We start from the raw sequence: 19643 nt of genomic DNA, 5'->3' as shown, positions 1-19643 counted from the left end.
CGAAAAATGCCGCCGCATCTATTTAAAATTTCGCTTTATAAAAAATTCAGCGAATTTTAATGGGGGGAGGCGTACTATTCACGAATTTTATTTTTAATTAAAGGATTATTAATGGATTATTTTCACGGCATCGCAATCAACGCAAAAAAAGAGGTGCTTACGAATATGAGTAGTGAAACCGATACGAATGTGTATGGCTCAAGTAGTGGTGACATTGTTTATGGTGGTAGAATTAATACCAATACGACAGCTTTATACGACTACTAGAACTAGCACCACGCACACGCATATATGGACTTTTCAGCTTAAAGGACTGGGTAAGGATTTATTTAGGGTGGCTTTAGGTGAAAATTTCGCAATTGTAGATGGCGATGAAATGGCTGGTTATGCGGAAAGAAACGGCGGTTATATGGATTGTGGCGTTACTAAAAATGTAACTAGAAATATAAGCAACGAAAATCAAATCTTGGCTGACACCGAAAGTCTTAAACCTAAATTTGCCGCTGACTTGGTATTTTATGGCGTCATTGCAGGTGGAGTATTAGGTCTTATATGCAATGGGCTTTATTTTCAATGGTCTTATATCGCGTCGTTTATAATAGGTGCGATAGGCGGCGATATTTTGACATCTAAAACTTATAAGTTATTAGTTTATAACAAGAAATTACGCGAATATGAAGGAATTTTAGATGACACAAAGCGCTTCTTAGACGATTTTGAAAATCGCGTTGCAGGTGAAAAAGTCAACGAAGAAACAGCTAATCATAAACGCAAGCCCTCAAGAACAAATTGAAGTAACTTCAGAGGCACAGCGAATAAAGACGAAATAGCTTTAAAATTTTAGTCGCATTTGAAGTTATATTTTTCGTGCGGTTTGAAATTTACTTAGAAAAAAGTGTCAATATACTAAAACTAAATTTTATCCTTTCGGGCGTGCGATTCGAAACTATACGCACGCCTTATTTTCAGCGTATAAGGTTGTTTTAAAATCCTAGTACATACAATTTTAAAATTCTATTACTATGAAAATTGTAAAAATCCAAAAATATGCAAATTGCAAATTTCTTGTTTTGTATAAATTTAAAGCCTATTTAAACGCCGCAAAGCTCATAAAATTCGCCCATTTAAAGATACTCTCGACGCGCTTAAAGCCCGCGCTTAGCGCCAAGGCGCGGTTTTCCGCCTCCGTGTAGGGCACGAGCACGTTTTCAAGCGCCTCGCGTTTTTGTGCGATCTCGTAGCGCGAGTAGCCCTGCGCGCGCTTGTAATCCTCGTAAATTTCGATCATCCGGCGCGCCAGCGCAGGCTCTTCGTAGACGATCTTTTCGCTAAAGATCAAAACTCCGCCCTCGCGCAATCCGTCGTAAATTTTACTCACGAGCGCAGCGCGGCGCGGCGGTCTGATAAATTGTAGCGTGTAGTTTATGATCACGGCGTCGCAGTCCGCGAAGCTCGCATCCAGCACGTCCGATACGCTAAGCTCGAGCTCGGCGCCGAACGCCGCCGCCTTGGCGCGGGCGTTTTGTATCATCGCCTCCGAGCTGTCGATGCCGCACAGCCGTAGATCGGGGCGCAGCGCAAACAGCGCCAGCAGCGCGGTCGCAGTCGAGCAGCCAAGATCGATCACGCGGGCCTTTTGCGGCAGTATCCTCGCCAAAAGCTCGCTGCTAAGCCGCGTGCTAGCCTCATAAAACGGCACGCTGCGCCCGATCATATCATCAAAAACCGACGCGACGCTGGCGTCAAACTCGAACTGTTTTTTGATAGGCTCTTTAAAAATTTCGTCTTTCATCCGTTTCCTTTTTAGTTTCGCTATTCGCGCAGTACTTAATTTATATTTTCTGCGCATGATAAGCGCAGAATTCTCACGCCGTGCTTTCTGCGCTTACGCGACACTCGATTTGCGACCGCTACGCATGGAATTTTTGCGCTTAGTTTGCCCCGTGCGTAAGCATACCTAAATTTTAAACGCAGCATGAGCGCTTTTGATGCGAGCGAGCTGTATCCCAGTTTGCGTCCAACTTCTAGCCCAAATACGCTCGATGCATGATTAAATTTCACGTCTTGCTTGACAGACTCTAAAATTCCGCGCCGCGCAAATACATCCTTAAAATTTTGCGCCGTATTTAGCGGGCTTGGAATTTCTCAGAATTAAATTTTACGCCGCCAAATCTCGCACTGCCAAAACAGCTTCTTTAAATTCTTTAATTACGAACTTAAACTAAAAGCATAGTCAAAGCTTTATTAGTAGAATTTTACGCCTATTTTGCGATTTTACGCGCTGCAAAAATAGAGGCGCTTGGCAAAATTTTACGTTTGACTATGCGCATAATTTAGCCGCTTGGCTCTTGCTCAGAAGCTCAGCCCTGCCGAATTTTAAAGCTTTGCAACACAACTAAGATTTTTTATCGTTCTCAATTCTCGGCGCAGCTTGCACTTGCCTTGTTTTGCATGAGCTGAAGCTCAAGGTGCGTTAAAGTCCTGCAGGCGGTACGTCGTTAAAATTTAACGACTTTTTAGCAGCTTGCGCGCCGCTTTTGTGTACACTTCCCATATGGCATCGCAGACGCAGACGGTGTACCAAGTATTCTCAGTGACAACGGGCACACTACTTTTATACGGGACAACGCAGACGGCTCATTTAATGCGCCGTAGATGCAAAACGCGGGCAGACACATCAAATTTCAAGCACACAGCTCGCAAATTTCATCTTTAAGCTTACAAGCTGTAGATTAAAATTTGCGGCTTCGTAGTACCGCCTCCGCCTCTGAAGCGTCTTTTAAAATTTGCTCCTTAAGCTGCGCTAGATCGCTAAATTTGCGATTTTCACGTAGGAACTTTATAAATTTCACGCAAGCAAATTTCGCGCCGCTGTTTTTGTCCGCAGCCTCTAAAATTTTATTTTCGGCGTCCAAGCTCTCGCTCGCCGCAAAATTTTGCATAGGAATTTTAGCCGAATTACGAGCCGAAATTTCATCTAAATTTTGCGCAGAATGTGCGGCTTGCCCCCCGCAGCACGGCGCGCGATCTTGCGCGGAATTTAAACCCGCTTCAAAGCCCGCAAAATCCTCTAAAATGTGCGTTTCAATCGCAAAAGCTCCGTCGGTGCTGAGCCTATGTCCCAAGAAGCTCACGCTTGCAAATTCCTTGCTTCCGGCGCGCACCAGGGTCGCATATACGCCGCTTTTTGGCATAAAATAGCTGCTGGCATCAAGATTTAGCGTCGCTACAAACTCCCGCGCCCCGCGCCCCTGACCGCGCACGATCCGCCCGCAGATCTCGTAATCTCGCCCCAAAAGTTCCGCCGCCTCTTCGCACCGTCCGCGCGATAAAAGCTCTTTGATCTTGCTTGAATGCACGCCGCCGCCGCTTAAGCAAAACTCCCCTACAACGCAGGTTTGCCCGCGAAATTCGCGCCTTAAAAATTCTACGTCCCACGCCCGATCACGCCCAAATCTAAAGTCCTCGCCGACGACAATTTTTTGTAAATTTATGAAATTCTGCCTTAAAAGTGTGATAAATTCGCCTCCGCTAAGGCTTTTGATAGTGCGTAGATCGCAATAAAAAATCTTTTTGTTCGTAAACGCCTGCCGTGACGCAAAAGGGGTTAGCTTCGTGCCACCACCTGCTAGGATTACGATTATTGCGCCGTGCTCGCCTAGGTGCTCAAATAATTTTTGATGTCCAAGGTGCATGCCGTCGAAGTTACCGATCGCTACAGCGCGCACATTATCGCGGTTTGCGCCTTGCAGCGTTGCGAAAATCTCGCCACGTGTGAACTGCTCGCTTAGGCGCGCACGCAGCACTTCCGCACAAGCAGGAAGCGTGCCTTGAGCCTGCACGTCTACGTCATTGCTGCAAGCGTCGTTATAAGTCGTTTTACTGCCAAAAGTCGTTTCATTGCTGCAAGAGGTGTCGGTGTCTGCTTCATCTGCGCGGTGCGCATCGCCGGTTTTATTTCCGCTCAACTCTTGCCTTGGACGTTTGATATTTTGAGATGAATTTTCTCCATTGCTTGTGAAATTCTGTTCCGTAAAATTTTTCAAGCTGGAATTCTGCGATACGAAATTTTGCTCTTTAAAGTTCCGCAGCGAAGCCTCTGTATGGTCTTTACATGATTTTTGATTAGCCATTACTTCTGCTTCGTCCAGACGATTTTTTTGGTGTCGTAGCCGCTGTGCTTCGCCTTTTTTAGATATAGGATGCGGATCGGCTCAGGCAGGGTTTTGGTGCGCGAGAGGATATACAGCTCGCTCGTATCGGCGCCGAAGATCAGGGCGTAGCGATAGTCGCCGTCCACCTGCGCCACGCGGTAGAGGGAGTCGGAAATCAGACCTTTTTGATAGAGCAGACCTACGTTTTTATCGCCCGCAAACTCCAATACGTGCTGCTCGTTTTCGATTTTACCTGAGCTTGTTTTGGCGGTTTTTAGAAGATTGATCGTGGAGTTTTTATCGATAAAGCACTCGTACGCGGTGTTTTGCAGCTCGCCACCGCCCTTCATGCGAGCGATCTCATACCAGCCGCCGCTAAATTTAGAGATGTCGAAATTTTTTACCAGCGGCGCTTTGGGGTTTAAGCTTTTAGCGCATGAGCCCAAAAATAGCGCGCAAAACGCCAATATAATTAAGTTTTTAAATTTCATCGTTCATCCTTTTTAGAAGATAGAAAAATTCCCTATTTCCCTCTTTACCCGTGATTTTGCAGGCGCTAGCGTGCAGCACAGCAAGCCCCAGCTCGGCGCATAGCCGCTCAAATTTCGCTCGCGCGGCGCACACCGCTTTTTCGTCCTTGAGCACGCCTTTTTTATTTCGCTTGATCTCCGCGCCGACCTCAAATTGCGGCTTAAATAGCACGATGAGAGAGCTTTTTGCAAGGCTTGCGAGGCTTTTTAAGATCAAATTTAGCGAGATGAAGCTCACGTCGCAGGTGATGAGATCAAATTTCTTCTTGCTTGCAAACTCCCTGATGTCGGTGTTTTCGCGCACGATCACGCGAGGATCGCGCCGCAAAATTTCGCTTAGCTGCGAGCTGCCGACGTCAAGCGCGGTCACGCTCTTTGCGCCGCGCTGCAATAAAATCTGCACAAATCCGCCGGTACTGCTGCCCACGTCCAAAACATCGGCTCCAGCTAAATTTAAAATATCTTTTTGCGAGGGCTTTGTTTGTGCTAGCTTCGCGCTGCCTTCACTGCAGCACGCGCCCGCATTGCCGCCCGATTTGGAGGCTTTCGCCGCATTTAAAATCTCTGGCGTCTCGGCGCCAGCATCCATTTGCAAAAGTCCTGCCGTCTCGGTGCCTGTGCTCATCTGTAAATATCCCTCTGTTTGCTTGCCTGCATCGGTTTGCAAAAGTTTCGCCGTTCCGGCGCTGGTTTTTGCGGTACGGATCGCCGCGGTATTTGTTTCTGCGATCTTTGCCGCCGTCGCACTTGTAATTTCGGTCGTCTCGTTTGCGCTCAAAATTTTATCCGTAGCCGCAAAATCTGCACTTGAAATTTGCGTCGTTACTTCGCCTGCTTTTTGCGTCGCTACCTCGCTTTTCCATTGTATCGCTGCCGCTTTGCTATCCGCGCCCTTTGCGGCGCTGCATGGCTTTGAAATTTCTGCCGCCGAGCTAGGCAAATTTGCGCCACAGCTTGCTAAAAGCCCGTTTTCGGCGAGCTCGTCCAAAAAGCCTGCAAGCTTGAGCGCGCCCCTGCTTACGTAAATTTGCTCGGCAGTACTGATTTCGCCGCTCTGCTCAGGCGCGATCTGCGCGGAGGGTCTGTTTTGCACGGCGCCTCGCAGCAAAATTTTATCCTGTTTTATCAGTGCGGCAGCCTGATTTCTACTGATTTTAAGCGTATTTGCGACGAGCAGATCAAATCTCATTTTGTCTCTTCTCCGCGCGGCGGTGAAATTTTAAAGCTTGCGCAGTTTTTGCACGGCCTAGAGCTTAAAATTTTATCGCGCAAAGCAAAGTCGCGTACAGCAGCACCGCAAGGCTCAAACTTTAACCCGCGCGGTGCCGTAAATTTAGCCATACCGCGCATTGTAAATTTTAACTCGCCGTGCGTTGTAAATTTTATCTTGCCGCTAGCGAAAATTTTAAAATTTTTCCTATCGGCGCAGTGTTTGAGCGGCGCAAAATTTGAGATATTCTTGCTTGCAGCCGTATCTATCGGCATCGTGCGCGCCGTTTTAGCGCCGCTGCAGGTATAGCCCGTACGTCTCGTAGAAACCGCCTCTCGATTTGTCGCTTTTGCCACTTGCTCGTGCGTTACAAAATTTTTAAAATTCTCGCGCTTTGTAAAACGCGCAAGCGCCGCAGGACGGAGGTTGCTTTTAAAATTTAACCCCGCGCTGTTTGCGTGCGGATTCGGCGCCAAGCAAAAAACCTTCACTCGCCGCTCCCCGCAAGCGCTTCAGGCTTGCTCTTGTTAGGCGAATTTGCACCGGGCGTCGCCAGGCTCGCAAGCGTTTCAAACTCGCTCTCGTCGATCACCCGCACGCCAAGCGAGCGAGCTTTTTGCAGCTTGGAGCCCGCTTCTGCACCCGCAAGCACGAAGTCGGTCTTGGCAGATACCGAGCCCTGCACCTTCGCGCCCATCGCCAAAAGTCTAGCCTTAAACTCGTCGCGCGGACGGCTGAGCGTGCCGGTGATAACGACGCTGCGGTCCGTGAAGACGCTTTTGGCGGTCTGCATCTCGGGCGCGCGCGGCGTGATTATTTCGCTTAAATTTAGAATTTTTTCGCGATTTATCTTGCAAAACTCCGCTAGGCTCCTTGCCATCGCCTCTCCAAAGCCCTCCAGCCGCAGAATTTCATCCTCGCTCGCATCCAGCCAATCCTGCCCGAATGCCGCGGCGATCTTGCGCGCGGCTACCTCGCCGATGTGTTCGATCCCCAAAGAAGCGATGAAGCGCTCAAGCGGCGCGTTTTTGCTCGCATTTATCGCGCCCAAAAGATTTGAAATTTTTTTATCTGCAAAGCCCTCAAGATCCGCCAAATCCTGCGCGCCGAGGGCGTAAATATCGCCGATCTTTGAAATTTTTCCGCTTTCAAAAAGCTGCGTGATCGTCGCGTCGCTTAGCCCTTCGATATTCATGCATTTTTTGGAGCAGAAATAGATCAGCGAGCCTATCACGCGCGCCTTGCAATCGAGGTTTTGACACTTTATGAGCGCGCCTTCGTCAAGCAGCCTCTCGCCGCAAACCGGGCAGCGACCCGGGCGCAAAATTTCACTCTGCGTGCCGTCTCTGCGCTGTTTGTAAACGCTCGTGATCTTCGGGATCACGTCGCCGCTGCGGATGATGCCCACGAAATCGTTTTTCATCAGCCCCAGCCGCGCGATCTCGTCGAAATTATGAAGCGTCGCGTTTGAAACGTTCGCGCCGTCGATATTTACGCTATCTACGACGGCTACGGGGGTAACCGCGCCGGTGCGGCCGACCTGCAGATTGATCTCGCGCAGCCGCGTTACCTTTTCGACTGCGGGGAATTTATACGCGACCATAAAGCGCGGGAATTTCACCGTATAGCCCATCTGGGCGCACTTTGAAAGCTCGTTTACGCGGATTACCATGCCGTCTAGCATCAGGTCTTTGCTCGCGCGCATGCTATGCAGCGCCTCGTACGCAGCCCTGATCTCGCTCGCGCTCTTGCAGATGCGGCAAAACTCGTCGCGCAAAAAGCCGAGACTGCGCACGAACTCCATTATCTGCGAGTGCAGTGCAAAGCTTAAGGAATGCTCGCCGACCCCCCACGGGATAAATTTTAACTTTCGCTTCGCTACGATCGCGCTATCTAGCTGCCTCAGGCTGCCGGCGGCGGCGTTGCGCGGGTTTGAAAACAGACTCTCGCCGTTTGCGGCGCGCTCGTCGTTTAGCGCGTCAAAATCGCTCTTTGCGATCAGCGTCTCGCCGCGGATCTCGATCCTTCCCTCGTATGGGATCTGAAGCGGCACCGATTTGATCGCTCTTGCGTTTTGCGTTACGTCCTCGCCTATAAGCCCGTCGCCGCGCGTCGCCGCGCTTATCAGCACGCCGCCTTCGTAGGTCAAATTTAAGCTCGCGCCGTCAAATTTCGGCTCGACGTAAAACTGCGCGCCGCTCTTCTCACCGCGAGCCAGCCACGCTAAAAGGTCTGCGTCGCCAAAAATATCCTCCATCGACCACATCTGCGCGCCGTGAGCGAGCTTAGAAAAGCCCTCGCTGATCGCGCCTCCGATGCGCCTTGTGGGCGAGTAGGGCAGCGCGAGCGCGGGATTTTGCTCCTCAAATTTCTCCGCTTGCGAATAAAGCTCGTCGTACTCTTCGTCGCTCGCGATCGGTTTATCGTCAGTGTAATATGCCCGCGCCCACGCATTTAGCGTATCTACCGCAGATCTGTATTCATCGTAATTCATCTTGTGCTCGCATCTTTAAATTTTAAAATTCCGTGTGTCGCTAGAATTCCGCGTTCCGTTAAAATTTTACGTCGCGTTAGAATTTTACGCTCCGCGGCAGACCCCTGCATCCCAAATTCCGTGCCGCGTAGCTCGTTATCGTTAAATTTTGTGGGTCCGCTCGCTTTAAATTTCGTGCTTAAAAAGGCGCGATCAAATTCCATTGCCGAACTCCTTTAGCGCGCGCTCGTAATCAGCCGGCGTGTCGATACCGATGCTCGAAGTTTCGATCCCAAGCATCGCGATCTTCTCGCCCGCGCTTATGGCGCGAAGCTGCTCGAGTTTTTCGGTATCTTCCAGCGCTGAGGCGGGCAGGGCGCAAAACCGCTTTAAATTCCGCACGCTGTATGCGTAGATGCCGATGTGTCCGAGGTAGCACTCGCATGCCGCGCGCGGGTAGGGGATGAGCGAGCGCGAAAAATAGATCGCAAAGCCCGCATTATCAAGCACTAGCTTGACTAAATTCGGATCCTCCGCCGCCTGAGGGCTTATGTATTTGTAGCAGCTCGCCATGAATGCGCCCTTTTGCGTGATTGCCTCGTGAGCGAAATCTTTAAATTTAATCAAATTTTCGCTCTCAAAAAAGGGCTCGTCGGCTTGGATATTGATGATGATCTCGTTCTCCGCAAGCGCTGCGTTTGCGACCGCTTCAGCGATGCGGTCGGTACCGCTTTGATGTTCGCGCGCGGTGAGAACGGCGTCAAAGCCGTAATCTTGCGCGATCTTTAAAATTTGCGGCTCATCTACGGCGATTAGCACGCGGTCTGCCTTGGCGGCATTTTGAGCCGTTTTGATAAACATCGGCACGCCGCCGAACTCACATAAAATTTTATTTTTAAAGCGCGTCGAAGCAAGGCGCGCGGGGATTACTATCATTTTTTGATCCACTCCATTATGGCGTTTTTGATCTCGCTTTGCTCCACGACGCTAGAATGCACCTGCGGCGCGCTAAAAAGGCGCGAGATCTGCGGCGGAATGTCGCTGCGAAATTCCTTCGAAAGCGCGATCATATCGGCTCGCTCGTCCTCGCAAGCTCTACCTTTAATCGCGCCGATCATCGACGGCGTAAATTTAATCCACTTCGCGGTCGAGATGACGAGATTTAGGCGGCTTTCGCCAAGTAGCTTGAAGCAGGTCGCCGTGTGCGGATCGATCAGCACGCCGCGGCTGCTCTCTTGTTTGATAAACTTAGCGCACTGCGCATCGTCGCAAAAATCCGCCTCGAAGACCTCGCGCAGCTTCGCAAGCTCGCTCGCGCTAAGCTGATAAAATTTATCTCGCGCCAGGCTTTGCATCAGCTCGCTCGTGCGCGCATCGCCGAACATATCGCTAAGCAGCCGCTCGACGTTGGAGCTAACTAAAATATCCATCGCAGGGCTAATCGTGCGGATGAGCTCGCGCCCGCGCAGATCGTAGATGCCGCGCGTAAAAAGCTCGGTTAGGATATTGTTCGCGTTTGAAGCGATCTTGATTTTACCGATCTTTGCGCCCATCTTTTTGGCGAAATACACTCCCAGCGCGTTGCCGAAATTTCCGCTAGGCACTATTACGTCGAAAGTATTAAATTTAGAGCCCTGTTTTACGCTCTGCGCGCCGCTTGCGCCCGCTGCGGCGCTAAAATTTTTACCGCACGCCTGGCATTGCGCGTTTTCGTCTAAATTTCGTTCGGAGCTCAATACGCCGTGCTTTGAGAAATAGATGCTAGCGTAGAGGTAGTAGATGATCTGAAATAAAATCCTGCCGAAATTTACCGAGTTTGCGGCGCTTAGATTTAAATTTGCTCGCGCGAGCTCGTTTTTGAAATCATCGTCAGCCAGAAGCGATTTTAGCGCGCGTTGCGTATCGTCGAAGTTGCCGCGCACGCCTAAAATTTTAAGATTTGCCGCGCTTTGTTTGACCATCTGCTGGCGCTGTATCTCGCTCGTGCCGCCCTGCGGATAGAGGCAGACCGCTTTGATGTTTTCGTCGTCCGCAAAGGCCTCTAGCGTCGCAGGCCCCGTGTCGCCGCTCGTGGCGCACATTATTAAGAATTTCTCGCCTCTGGATTTTGCGATGCTTTTTAAAAGCGCGCCGAAGGGCTGCAGCGCCATATCCTTAAACGCGAGCGTTGGGCCGTGGTAAAGCTCCAAAATATAGGCGTTTTCGCTTAGCTTTTTGATCTGGACGGGGCAGGCGGGGTTTTCAAATTTATCGTAGCGCTTTAGCGCGTCTTCAAAGACTTCGCTGCTTACGTCAAAATCGAAGCTCTCGATGATTTTAAGCGCGATCTGTTTGTAGCTCAGCTCCTCGCACTGCTTTAAAAAATCCTCGCTCAAAAGCGGCAGCCGCTCGGGGCTGAAAAGCCCGCCGCCGCTCGCGCTCGGATTTAGCAGCGCGTAGCTAAGATCCGCTTTTTGCGAAAAATCTCTCGTTGAAACCAGTTTCATCTTTTTCCTTTTTAAAATTTTAAAATTTACGCCCGCCTAGGCGCTTTAAATTTGATCGCTTAGACTACTTGCGCGGACTTGCGGCATCGCCGCTTTAAGCCTGCCGCCTCCGCGCTCGCGCCTAAATTTCTTCCTTTATCAAACTTCCTATACCGCCGTCCGTGAAAAGCTCAAGCAGGATCGAGTGCGGAATTTTGCCGTTGATGATATGCGCGGCACTTGCGCCGTTTCGCACGCATTGCAGGCACGCATCGACCTTTGGGATCATGCCGCCTGCGATCGTGCCGTCCTTTTTAAGCTTCGAAATTAGCGCGGCATCAAGCTTGCTGATTAAATTTCCCTCTTTATCGAGCACTCCGTCAATGTCGCTTAAAAATATCGCCTTACTCGCTTTTAGCGCGGCTGCGATCCTGCTGGCGCAGAGATCGGCGTTGATATTAAAGCTCACGTTTTCGTCCGTCTCGCCGCCCGCAAGTGGGGCGATCACCGGCAGATAGTCCTTTTGCAGCAGGTCGTTTATCAGTTTGGTGTTTACCTCGGTGATCTCGCCTACGAAGCCGTATTTTTTCTCATCGAGGAATTTTGCCCTCAAAAGCCCGCCGTCCTTGCCGCTGATGCCGATCGCGGGCGCGCCGTTTTGGTTCAAAAGCGCCGTGATCTCTTTATTCACCGCGCCGCTTAGCACCATCTCGGTAATTTCGATCGCGTCTTTACTCGTTACGCGAAGACCGTCCTTAAACTCGCTCTGCACGCCGATCTTATCCAGGGTCTGATTGATCTTTTTGCCGCCGCCGTGCACGACGATGATCTTGATGCCGACCATATGCAAAAGCACGATGTCGCGGGCAAAATCAAGCTTGAGCGCATCGTCGGTTTGCGCCGCGCCGCCGTATTTGACGACGAAAATTTTATCTCTAAATTTACGGATATAGGGCAGCGCGGAGATGATGACTTCGGCGGTTTTGCTCTTTTTTATCATAAAATTCCTTTAAAAACCTTATTTTATCATAGCTTGGTTTATGTAGTTTTGAATTTCGCGGATAAAGTTTTCGCTTAGCTTTAAATTTAGCAAAATCACCGAAATTTCCGCGCCCAAATCCCTTAATTTCACGTAATCTTTCGCCGTGCAAAGGATATGCTCCGCATCCTCGCGCCTTAACAGCTCTAAAATCTGCTCTTTTTTGAAATCATAATGGTCGGGGAAAAATGCGTGGGCTTTTGCGAGCGGCAAAAACTCTTGCAAGCGCCAAGGCTTGGCGATAGCGCTGATTAAGATCGTGCGGGATCTCTCAAAGCTCGCCTCTTTAGAATTTAAAATTTTATCCGCAGCCGCGGGGTTCAAATTTGAAATTTTATCCGCGGCGAGATTTGAAATCTCATTCGTGCCGTTTAGCTTACTTTGCAGATCCGCCGCCGAAACGATCCTAAGCTCCTGCGAGATGTCGCTCTGAGCGGGTATGAAATCTGCAAATTTATAAAAAAACGGCGGGTAGCGATATGCGGCGAAGGGCAGGCAAAAGGGCAGCTTCGGCGCGCTTTGCGGACGCAGCAAGATATCAAATTTAGAGATATTAAATTTAGAAAATCCGTCGTCCAAGATCACGAGCTCAAAGCCGAGAGTTTGCGCGCGCAAAATCCCTGCGGCGCGATCTTCGCTGATGATCACGTTTGCGCCGCGCAGAAACAGCGCGTATTCCATCGCCTCATCGCCGCTTTGTCCCACGTCGCAAAGTATCCGCCCGCCGAGCGCTACTTCGAGCAAGCCTCTACTTTTGCGTCCGTATCCGCGAAGGATGATACATGTTTTGAGCCCCCCGTTAAATTCTTTAAAAAGCGCCCGCACCAGCGGGGTTTTGCCGCTTCCGCCGAGGGTTAAATTTCCGACGCTGATTATTGGAATTTTAAATTTTTGCGGCTTAGCAAAGAGCCTTTTTAGGCAGACGATCAGCGTATAAAGTAGCGAAAGAGGTGCTAAAATCACCCCTAGCGCAAGCCACGCGGGGCTCGGGTCGTATAGGTTTCGCTCGATTAGGAGTTTAAACACGATTTTGCGCTATCTCTTTGATCTGCTCGCAGATGTAGCTCACATCGTCGTCGCTAAGCGCCGTGTAGATCGGTAGGGATAAAATTTGCTGATAGTTTTTAAGCGCATTCGGAAAGTCATTGACCTTGTAATTATATTTGCTTTTATAGTAGCTTAGCAGATGCACCGGCACGTAGTGCAGCGAAACGCTCACTCCGCGCGAGATCAGCGCCTTGGCGAAATCGTCGCGGTTTTTGTCGATCTTTACGATGAATTGAGTATAGATATGCTCCTCGCTGTCGCTTGGAAGCGTCACGTGCGGGCAGTTTGCGAGCTGTTCGCGGTAGGCTGCGGCGATCTGCTTGCGGCGCTTTATAAAGGTATCGGTTTTTTCAAACTGTGCGATGGCGTAGGCGGAATTTATAGCGTTAAGATCGTATTTTTGACCGATGCGATCGACGTCGTAGGTAAAGGACATATTGCCGTCTTTGTAAAAGGCGTCTCCCACGATGCCGCCGTTTCTTAAAATTTGCGCGGCGCTTGCGATCTCATCGTCGTTCGTAACGAAAAAGCCTGCCGTAGAGATCGCATCTTGCGCTTGAGGATTGATCTGAAAGCACGATATGAGCGAGCTTTTAAGCGCTCCGATTTTTGCGCCCTTATAGGTAGCGCCCATAGCGCGGCACGCATCGTCGATGAGGATGATATTTTCGCTTTTGGCGACCTCGCTAATGGCGCCTATATCTGCAGCAAGCCCCGCGATGTGCGAGATGAAAGCGCATTTTAGCTTCTTGTGGCGGTTCTGATCTATCGTGCGAGCAAGGCTTTCGCTCGTGATATTAAAGCTTATCGGATCGATATCTACGAAAACGGGCTCGGCGTCGAAGTGGCGGATCACTTCGGCGACGTTGGGGAAGGAATTTACGGAGCATAAAATTTTATCTCCGCGCTTAATATCCATCGCACAAAGCGCCAGATGCAGCGCCGTCGTGCCGCTCGTAGTCGATACGGCATGCTTTACGCCGAAATATTTACAAATATCCTCTTCAAAAATTTCGCTATATCTTATATCGCTGTTGTAGAGGGCGCTTTTAATTAAGTCTTCCTCTTTTTTATCGATTTGAGCCTTATAAAACGGTATCTCTTTCATAAATCTCTCCTTAGTGCGCGGGCTCTATGCGGGCGACCGCGGGCGCGCGAAGCTTAAAATTATTTTTAAGAATTCTACGGACGATAAATTTCACCAGCTCTTGATTGTGGCGCGAGTTTTTCAGATATTTCAGATCGTCCGCGCAGATCTGCTCGCCCGAGCGAAATTTGGTCCTTAGATTAGGCCGCGAAAAAATATCTCTTAGCACGCTATCTAAGATCTCGTAGCTGTATCCAAGCTCACGTTCGTCGCTTTGGTTTTCCCATAGATCGGCGCTTGGGGCTTTTTTGATGATCGCATCGTCTATGCATAAAATTTTTGCGAATTTAAACAGATCGGTTTTAAAAATTTCTCCGATCGGATTAAATGCGTAGGCCAGATCGCCGTAGATCGTGCCGTAGCCGAGCATTCTCTCGCTAAGATTGCTCGTGCCTACGACTACGCCGCGTTTAGCCGCGCTGTAATCATAAAGCAAGCTCATTCTCACGCGCGCGGCGAAATTTCCGATGCGAAGAGCGCTTGCACCGGGATTTAAAGCGGTAAAATTTTCTACAAATGGCGCGATCTCTTTGATCTCGTAGGGGATATTAAAGGATTCGCAGTGAAAGATCGCGTCTGCCATATTTTCTAAATTTGAACCCGCACTAGGTAGGATAAGCCCGTAAGTGGGAATCTCGGTAAGTGCACAAAGCGCAGAAACCACGGCGCTGTCAAGCCCACCGCTGATACCCACTACAAAGGCGTCCGCACCAGTTTCATCGAGTCTCTCCGATAAAAAATCGGTCAGTTGCGGCAGCAAATCGTCCAAAAACATAATATTTAGCCTTAAAATTTTACGTTAAATTGCGCGAATTTTAACTATTTTTGGCTAAATTACGGCTTTAATTTAAGCTTAAAAGGAGGATTTAAATGCAAATTTTAAAAAAAGCTTTCGGCGAATATGTGACGAATTGCTACATTCTAAAGGGCGAGCAGGGCGATCTTGTGATCGATCCGGGGCAGGGCAGCTTTGATTGGGTGATGCAAAATACGGGAAAGATCGCCGCGGTTTTGAATACGCATGGGCATTTCGATCATGTTTACGACGATGCGAAGCTGCAAAAGGCGGGCGCTAAAATTTATATCCACGAGGAAGACGCCTTTATGCTGCGGATCGATCCCTTTGAGACGATGCCCGAGCCCATAGAAGCGGACGTGCTCATAAAAGGGCAGGAGCAAAGCTTTGAAATAGCGGGCTTTAACGTTAAATTTAGTCTTTTTGCCGGACATACGCCGGGCAGCTGTATGATCGAAGTGGGCGGGGTCATCTTTAGCGGCGACGTCATATTCAAAGGCTCTATCGGCAGGTGGGATTTTCCCTTTTCAAGCGGCGAGCAGATGAGAGAGTCTTTGCATAAAATTTTGCAGATAAAGGGTGATTTTACGCTCTATCCGGGACACGGCCCAAATACGAGCCTGCAGGCCGAGAGGCAAAATTTAAAATATTTTTTGCAATTTTTTGAGCGCTGATCGTTTAAATTTAACCGTGCTTAGTCGCGCAAAAAAGTGTGAAGCGGTGTGAAGCGGGTCGGCGTTAAATTTTATACCGCTTTGCTTGCAGGCACCGGAATTGATGCCGCTTTGCTCGCATTGCAGGCGCCGAAATTTACAGCTTTATTTGCCGCTGCGAGCGTTGAATTCTGCGATAAGTTCGCACGATGCGCGCATTGGCGTGCGCTGCGTAGATAAAATTTTAAAATTTACCGCCGCTTGATTAAATTTAATAAAAATTCGTGCTGCCGCGCGTGCAAAGCGTAACGCAAAAGGTGAAATTTAAAATTCGTACTGCCGCATCGAGCAAAACGTAACGCAAAAGCAAAATTTAAAATTTGCGCCGCCGTGTACCGATCCTAGCCGTTACAATGCGATCTAGTCCAATTCAAGCCCGCTAAATTAGCTAAATTCCGCACTCTGTCGAATGCAAAATTTTCCCTGCAAGCCGATAAATTCAGTAAAATTTTACGCGTTTTTAAAGACACAGATCTCATTTCATATCGGTGCACGGGTGCACGAAAAACGTTTTAAAGGCGCAGATCACGCCCGAAGCCGCACATAGATACGCCGCGGGGCGGGGTAGCCCTCGATCGTGCGCGAGTCGTCGAGCGGGTCTAGGAAATTCTCCAGGCTCTGCCCGTCGATCCACTCCGTTTTGCGCTGTTCGCTAGCATCCGTGGGCTTTTGAGCCAAAATTTCAAAATCCTTAAATTTCGCCCGTTCGCACCAATTCTGCAGCGCGCCGACGGTCGGGACGAAGTAGATATTTGAAATTTTTGAGTAGCTGTTTTTCGGACACAGCGCGAAATCGCCTGCTCCCTCGATATACATCGTGTCTAAAAACACCTCGCCGCCAGCATTTAGCGAGGCTCGCAGATCTTTTAGCATCTTTACGGGGTCGCTGCGATGGTAGATGACGCCGAGGCAGAAGATCGTATCGAATTTGTGCTCGTAAAAGGGCAGATGCTCCACGCCCAAAAGCTCGAATTTCGCGCCGCTACGGAGGAATTTCTCGATGAAGCGAAACTGCAGATAAAATAGCGCGCTCGGGTCAAACCCCACTAGCCGCGCAGGCGCTAGCTCGCTTGCGCGAAACATGTAGTAGCCGTTGTTGCAGCCCACGTCGGCGACGGTTTTGCCGCTCAGATTTAAAAACGGCCGCAGCAGGTTAAATTTCATGAAGCTTCGCCACTCGGCGTCGATGAAAAGATCATTCAGTGCAAAAGGCCCCTTGCGCCACGGCTTTAGCGCTTGCGCGATGCGCAAAATTTCATTCTCTTGCTCCGCGCTAGCGCTAAAGCTTGCACGCACGACGTCGCCGCACTCGCAGCAGCACTCGCCTATTTGCAGCGCCTCGATCGCGCTTAAAATTTCGCGGTTTTGCCCGCTTTGCAGCTTTTTAAAGTTCTCGTCTCTGATTTTTTGCAGATCCATTTTAATCCTAAAATTTCAAAATTTAGCGCCATTTTAACATAAAATTTTATCCATTTTAAGGCGCAAAGAGATAAAATCGACTTACAATTCAAGCAAAGGAGCAAAAAATGCAAGAAGCAAAAACGAGAAAATTTAGTCTCAGGTTTAATCACGAAATTTCAAGTAGTGGCGCAGAGGTGCGGCTTTGGCTGCCTTTAGTGCTGCAAGAGCCGTATCAGAGGTTGCTTGGCGAATATCATGCCCGCTCAAATGCGCAAGAGTCGGCTATCTGCGGAGATCATATAAGCACGTACTACGCGCGCTTCACACCCGATAAAGAGGCAAGAGCGGGCGTCGGCAAATACGGCGAGCAAGGTGTCGTAGGCGAAGACGACGATTATTTTGAGCTTAGCTTCGATATTGAAATTTCGGAGCGAAATACTGATTTTAGCAAGGTAAGCTTTAATGAAAATGAGCGCTTGAGCCCCGAGATTGAGGAGTTTTTAAAGCCTTCAAAGCTAATTCCAGCAAAAGGCGCTACGAAACAAAAATCAGACGAGATCACCGGCTCGCTTAAAGGCGATCTGGAAAAGGCGCGCGCGATCTACGAGTGGGTCGCTAAAAATATGAGCCGCGATAATAGCGTGATCGCATGCGGCAGCGGCGATGCAGCGGCAATTTTAAGCAGCGGCAAACTAAGCGGCAAATGCGCCGATATAAATAGCGTGTTCGTCGCGCTCTGCAGGGCAGCGGGCATTCCTGCGCGCGCTATTTACGGCATCCGCACAGGCACGGCGCAGAAATTTTCGCCTGAAATGGGTGTCATAGGCGCTCTAAGTGGCGGTGCGCTTGAAATTTCGGGCGCGCAGCATTGCAGGGCGGAATTTTATCTAAAAGGCCACGGCTGGATACCTGTCGATCCCGCGGACGTTACGAAGGTGCGATTGGGCGAGAACTTAAGCGAGGATGATTCTAAGCTGGCGCGGGTGCGCGAGTATCTTTTCGGTAACTGGGAGCCTTGCTGGCTGGGCTTTAACTATGCTCGCGAAATCGTGCTAAATCCGCGCCCGGCGCACGTTCCGATTGAAATTTTTTCGCATCCGTATTGCGAAGTGGGCGGCACGCCGAAAGATCCATACTCGCCTAAAAATTTTATCTACGAGTATTTTTCGCGCGAAATTTAGTCCTTTGGCGGCTTACATTTTGCTATCGCGTTTTGCTTAAGCTAAGCTACCGCGCTTCGTCGAGGCTTAACCGTTTAATCTAAGCGTACGCTTGGCTTTGCGACAGCGGCGCTTTTTGCGTGGTTTAGCCTACGCCGCCTGATACATACTGCCTGCACGCCTAGTTTGCGGGCTATCACGCCCGCTTTGGCGAAATTTCGCGCTATGTCTTTGGGCGAAATTTTGAAATTTTAAAATTCCGCGGCGAGCAAAATTCTAAAATTTTAAAGCGAGCGAAATTTTGAAATTTTAAATATGGATAGAATTTTAAAATTTACGGCTTGCGGAATTTTAAAATTTAGCGATTTCAAAGCCGCAAAAGGCTAAAATCAGCGCGTAAATTAGGGCTAAGGCTTAGCCATTTTATTTTGAAGGCATTTCATGCAAAGACGCGATTTTTTAAGAAACACTGCGATTTTAGGCGCCGTTATGGCAACTCCGAGTACCATTTTGGGCGGGGAAAAAGTCATTGACAAAAAGAGAACTTTCGGGCTATCGCTAAATCACGAAATTTTGGAGAAGGGCAAGCAGACTCGGCTTTGGATACCGCTTCCTCTCATCACGGAATATCAAAAGGTAAGCGACGTAAAATTTGACGGCAATTTCAACGATCCGTCCGTGGACTACGGCGAAATTCCGACGCTCTATGCCGGCTACGTCGGGGTGGCAAAGCCTACGCTAAATATTAAATTTAGCGTCGAGACCTTTGAGCGAAATACCGACTTTAGCAAGGTAAAATTTAATCCGAACGAAAAGCTTAACCCCGAGGTGGCGAAGTTTTTAGAGCCTAGCACGCAAATTCAAATCGACGGCATCGTCAAGCAAAAATCAGACGAGATCGCAGGCGACATAAAGGGTGATCTGGAAAAGGCGCGCGCGATTTATACGTGGGTGGCAAACACTATGCAGCGCGATAACAGCGTGCTAGGCTGCGGGCTAGGGGACGTGAAGCAAATTTTAAGTAGCGGCAAGTTAAGTGGCAAATGCACCGACATAAATAGCGTTTTCGTCGCACTTTGCCGCGCGCAGGGCATCGCCGCAAGAGAGATGTTTGGCATTCGCGTCGGCGCGTCAAGATTTAGCGCTCAAATGGGCGCCGCGCCTAAAGATGGCGTCAGCCATATCTCGGGCGCGCAGCATTGCAGGGCGGAATTTTATCTAAAAGGCCACGGCTGGATCCCGGTCGATCCCGCAGACGTTACGAAGGTGCGGCTGGGCGAGAAGCTAAGCAATGATGACAGCAAGCTTGCTAAAATTCGTGAGTATTTATTCGGCAACTGGGAGATGTGCTGGATCGGCTTTAACTACGGCAGAGACTTCACGCTAAGCCCACGCCCAGCGCAGTTTCCGATCAATAATTTCGGCTATCCTTACGGCGAAGTGGACGGCAACACGCTTAATTATTACTCTCCGAAAGATTTTAGCTACGATTACAGATCGAAAGAGCT

The 19643-nt window shown here is 49.4% G+C and carries 19 protein-coding genes and 1 pseudogene; 5 read left to right on the top strand and 15 right to left on the bottom strand.

Features of this window, described 5'->3' with window-relative positions; genetic code table 11:
• Positions 1-111: 111 nt before the first annotated feature.
• Complete coding sequence (locus Q0238_RS04875; protein ID WP_297943434.1) at positions 112-267, top strand: hypothetical protein; 156 nt, start codon at positions 112-114, stop codon at positions 265-267.
• A 67-nt stretch (positions 268-334) separates the two neighbouring features.
• A complete protein-coding gene (locus Q0238_RS04870) occupies positions 335-793 on the top strand; it encodes a hypothetical protein (protein WP_297943432.1) in 459 nt (152 codons plus the stop codon).
• A gap of 294 nt (positions 794-1087) precedes the next feature.
• On the opposite strand, the gene cmoA is transcribed toward Q0238_RS04870, so the two are convergent.
• From cmoA to nadE, 14 genes and pseudogenes are all read right to left on the bottom strand, one after another.
• Entirely contained in the window at positions 1088-1792 is a 705-nt protein-coding gene (cmoA, locus tag Q0238_RS04865) for a carboxy-S-adenosyl-L-methionine synthase CmoA (RefSeq protein WP_297943430.1), read from the bottom strand.
• 940 nt (positions 1793-2732) lie between these two features.
• Positions 2733-2942, bottom strand: a complete 210-nt coding sequence (locus tag Q0238_RS12265) for a riboflavin kinase (RefSeq protein ID WP_363317124.1) — start codon at positions 2940-2942, stop codon at positions 2733-2735.
• 135 nt (positions 2943-3077) lie between these two features.
• Positions 3078-4133 (bottom strand): annotated as a pseudogene (locus Q0238_RS04860) (riboflavin kinase); the annotation flags it as partial.
• Entirely contained in the window at positions 4133-4645 is a 513-nt protein-coding gene (locus Q0238_RS04855) for a lipocalin family protein (RefSeq protein ID WP_297943426.1), read from the bottom strand. The pseudogene Q0238_RS04860 and the gene Q0238_RS04855, both read right to left, overlap by 1 nt.
• The gene (locus Q0238_RS04850) at positions 4635-5873 is read right to left on the bottom strand and encodes an SAM-dependent methyltransferase (RefSeq protein ID WP_297943424.1); all 1239 of its coding nucleotides are present in this window, start codon (positions 5871-5873) and stop codon (positions 4635-4637) included. Before Q0238_RS04850 ends, Q0238_RS04855 begins: the two co-directional genes overlap by 11 nt.
• On the bottom strand, positions 5870-6385 hold the full coding sequence (locus Q0238_RS04845; protein WP_297943422.1) for a hypothetical protein: 516 nt from the start codon (positions 6383-6385) through the stop codon (positions 5870-5872). Before Q0238_RS04845 ends, Q0238_RS04850 begins: the two co-directional genes overlap by 4 nt.
• A complete protein-coding gene (gene ligA, locus Q0238_RS04840) occupies positions 6382-8388 on the bottom strand; it encodes an NAD-dependent DNA ligase LigA (protein ID WP_297943420.1) in 2007 nt (668 codons plus the stop codon). Before ligA ends, Q0238_RS04845 begins: the two co-directional genes overlap by 4 nt.
• Positions 8385-8591, bottom strand: coding sequence for a hypothetical protein (locus tag Q0238_RS04835; protein WP_297943418.1), 207 nt, complete (start codon positions 8589-8591; stop codon positions 8385-8387). The genes ligA and Q0238_RS04835 overlap by 4 nt, the downstream gene beginning before the upstream one ends.
• The gene (gene kdsB / locus Q0238_RS04830; RefSeq protein ID WP_297943417.1) at positions 8581-9303 is read right to left on the bottom strand and encodes a 3-deoxy-manno-octulosonate cytidylyltransferase; all 723 of its coding nucleotides are present in this window, start codon (positions 9301-9303) and stop codon (positions 8581-8583) included. Before kdsB ends, Q0238_RS04835 begins: the two co-directional genes overlap by 11 nt.
• Positions 9300-10853 (bottom strand): threonine synthase, encoded by a 1554-nt coding sequence (gene thrC / locus Q0238_RS04825; RefSeq protein WP_297943415.1) that lies wholly within the window; start codon positions 10851-10853, stop codon positions 9300-9302. Before thrC ends, kdsB begins: the two co-directional genes overlap by 4 nt.
• 121 nt (positions 10854-10974) lie before the next feature.
• Positions 10975-11832: an acetylglutamate kinase gene (argB, locus tag Q0238_RS04820; protein WP_297943413.1), complete on the bottom strand. Its 858-nt coding sequence runs from the start codon at positions 11830-11832 to the stop codon at positions 10975-10977.
• Positions 11833-11850: 18 nt separating this feature from the next.
• A complete protein-coding gene (lpxK, locus tag Q0238_RS04815; protein ID WP_297943411.1) occupies positions 11851-12897 on the bottom strand; it encodes a tetraacyldisaccharide 4'-kinase in 1047 nt (348 codons plus the stop codon).
• Positions 12890-14026 carry a DegT/DnrJ/EryC1/StrS family aminotransferase gene (locus Q0238_RS04810; RefSeq protein WP_297943409.1) on the bottom strand — a complete coding sequence of 379 codons (1137 nt, stop codon included), beginning with the start codon at positions 14024-14026 and terminating at the stop codon, positions 12890-12892. Before Q0238_RS04810 ends, lpxK begins: the two co-directional genes overlap by 8 nt.
• Positions 14027-14036: 10 nt before the next feature.
• Positions 14037-14840, bottom strand: coding sequence for an NAD(+) synthase (gene nadE, locus Q0238_RS04805; protein ID WP_297943407.1), 804 nt, complete (start codon positions 14838-14840; stop codon positions 14037-14039).
• A gap of 95 nt (positions 14841-14935) precedes the next feature.
• On the opposite strand from nadE, the gene Q0238_RS04800 reads away from it, so the two are divergent.
• On the top strand, positions 14936-15535 hold the full coding sequence (locus tag Q0238_RS04800; protein ID WP_297943405.1) for an MBL fold metallo-hydrolase: 600 nt from the start codon (positions 14936-14938) through the stop codon (positions 15533-15535).
• A gap of 564 nt (positions 15536-16099) precedes the next feature.
• Here the strand turns inward: Q0238_RS04800 and cmoB are convergent.
• On the bottom strand, positions 16100-16993 hold the full coding sequence (gene cmoB / locus Q0238_RS04795; protein ID WP_297943403.1) for a tRNA 5-methoxyuridine(34)/uridine 5-oxyacetic acid(34) synthase CmoB: 894 nt from the start codon (positions 16991-16993) through the stop codon (positions 16100-16102).
• A gap of 107 nt (positions 16994-17100) precedes the next feature.
• Here cmoB and Q0238_RS04790 point away from each other — a divergent pair, with 107 nt between their 5' ends.
• Positions 17101-18156, top strand: a complete 1056-nt coding sequence (locus Q0238_RS04790; RefSeq protein ID WP_297943401.1) for a transglutaminase domain-containing protein — start codon at positions 17101-17103, stop codon at positions 18154-18156.
• Positions 18157-18576: 420 nt separating this feature from the next.
• Positions 18577-19643: transglutaminase domain-containing protein (locus Q0238_RS04785; protein ID WP_297943399.1), on the top strand; the 1067-nt coding region annotated here is incomplete at its 3' end.

The organism is uncultured Campylobacter sp. (assembly GCF_938045775.1).
Classification (GTDB): Bacteria; Campylobacterota; Campylobacteria; order Campylobacterales; family Campylobacteraceae; genus Campylobacter_B.
This window is presented reverse-complemented; position numbering and strand designations above follow the sequence as displayed.

Bases quoted from the DNA above. Each gene is read 5' to 3' on its own strand.
- Q0238_RS04875 (WP_297943434.1), top strand. From the start codon at position 112: ATGGATTATTTTCACGGCATCGCAATCAACGCAAAAAAAGAGGTGCTT.
- cmoA (WP_297943430.1), bottom strand. From the start codon at position 1,792: ATGAAAGACGAAATTTTTAAAGAGCCTATCAAAAAACAGTTCGAGTTT.
- Q0238_RS12265 (WP_363317124.1), bottom strand. From the start codon at position 2,942: ATGCAAAATTTTGCGGCGAGCGAGAGCTTGGACGCCGAAAATAAAATT.
- Q0238_RS04855 (WP_297943426.1), bottom strand. From the start codon at position 4,645: ATGAAATTTAAAAACTTAATTATATTGGCGTTTTGCGCGCTATTTTTG.
- Q0238_RS04850 (WP_297943424.1), bottom strand. From the start codon at position 5,873: ATGAGATTTGATCTGCTCGTCGCAAATACGCTTAAAATCAGTAGAAAT.
- ligA (WP_297943420.1), bottom strand. From the start codon at position 8,388: ATGAATTACGATGAATACAGATCTGCGGTAGATACGCTAAATGCGTGG.
- Q0238_RS04835 (WP_297943418.1), bottom strand. From the start codon at position 8,591: ATGGAATTTGATCGCGCCTTTTTAAGCACGAAATTTAAAGCGAGCGGA.
- kdsB (WP_297943417.1), bottom strand. From the start codon at position 9,303: ATGATAGTAATCCCCGCGCGCCTTGCTTCGACGCGCTTTAAAAATAAA.
- thrC (WP_297943415.1), bottom strand. From the start codon at position 10,853: ATGAAACTGGTTTCAACGAGAGATTTTTCGCAAAAAGCGGATCTTAGC.
- argB (WP_297943413.1), bottom strand. From the start codon at position 11,832: ATGATAAAAAAGAGCAAAACCGCCGAAGTCATCATCTCCGCGCTGCCC.
- Q0238_RS04810 (WP_297943409.1), bottom strand. From the start codon at position 14,026: ATGAAAGAGATACCGTTTTATAAGGCTCAAATCGATAAAAAAGAGGAA.
- nadE (WP_297943407.1), bottom strand. From the start codon at position 14,840: ATGTTTTTGGACGATTTGCTGCCGCAACTGACCGATTTTTTATCGGAG.
- Q0238_RS04800 (WP_297943405.1), top strand. From the start codon at position 14,936: ATGCAAATTTTAAAAAAAGCTTTCGGCGAATATGTGACGAATTGCTAC.
- cmoB (WP_297943403.1), bottom strand. From the start codon at position 16,993: ATGGATCTGCAAAAAATCAGAGACGAGAACTTTAAAAAGCTGCAAAGC.
- Q0238_RS04790 (WP_297943401.1), top strand. From the start codon at position 17,101: ATGCAAGAAGCAAAAACGAGAAAATTTAGTCTCAGGTTTAATCACGAA.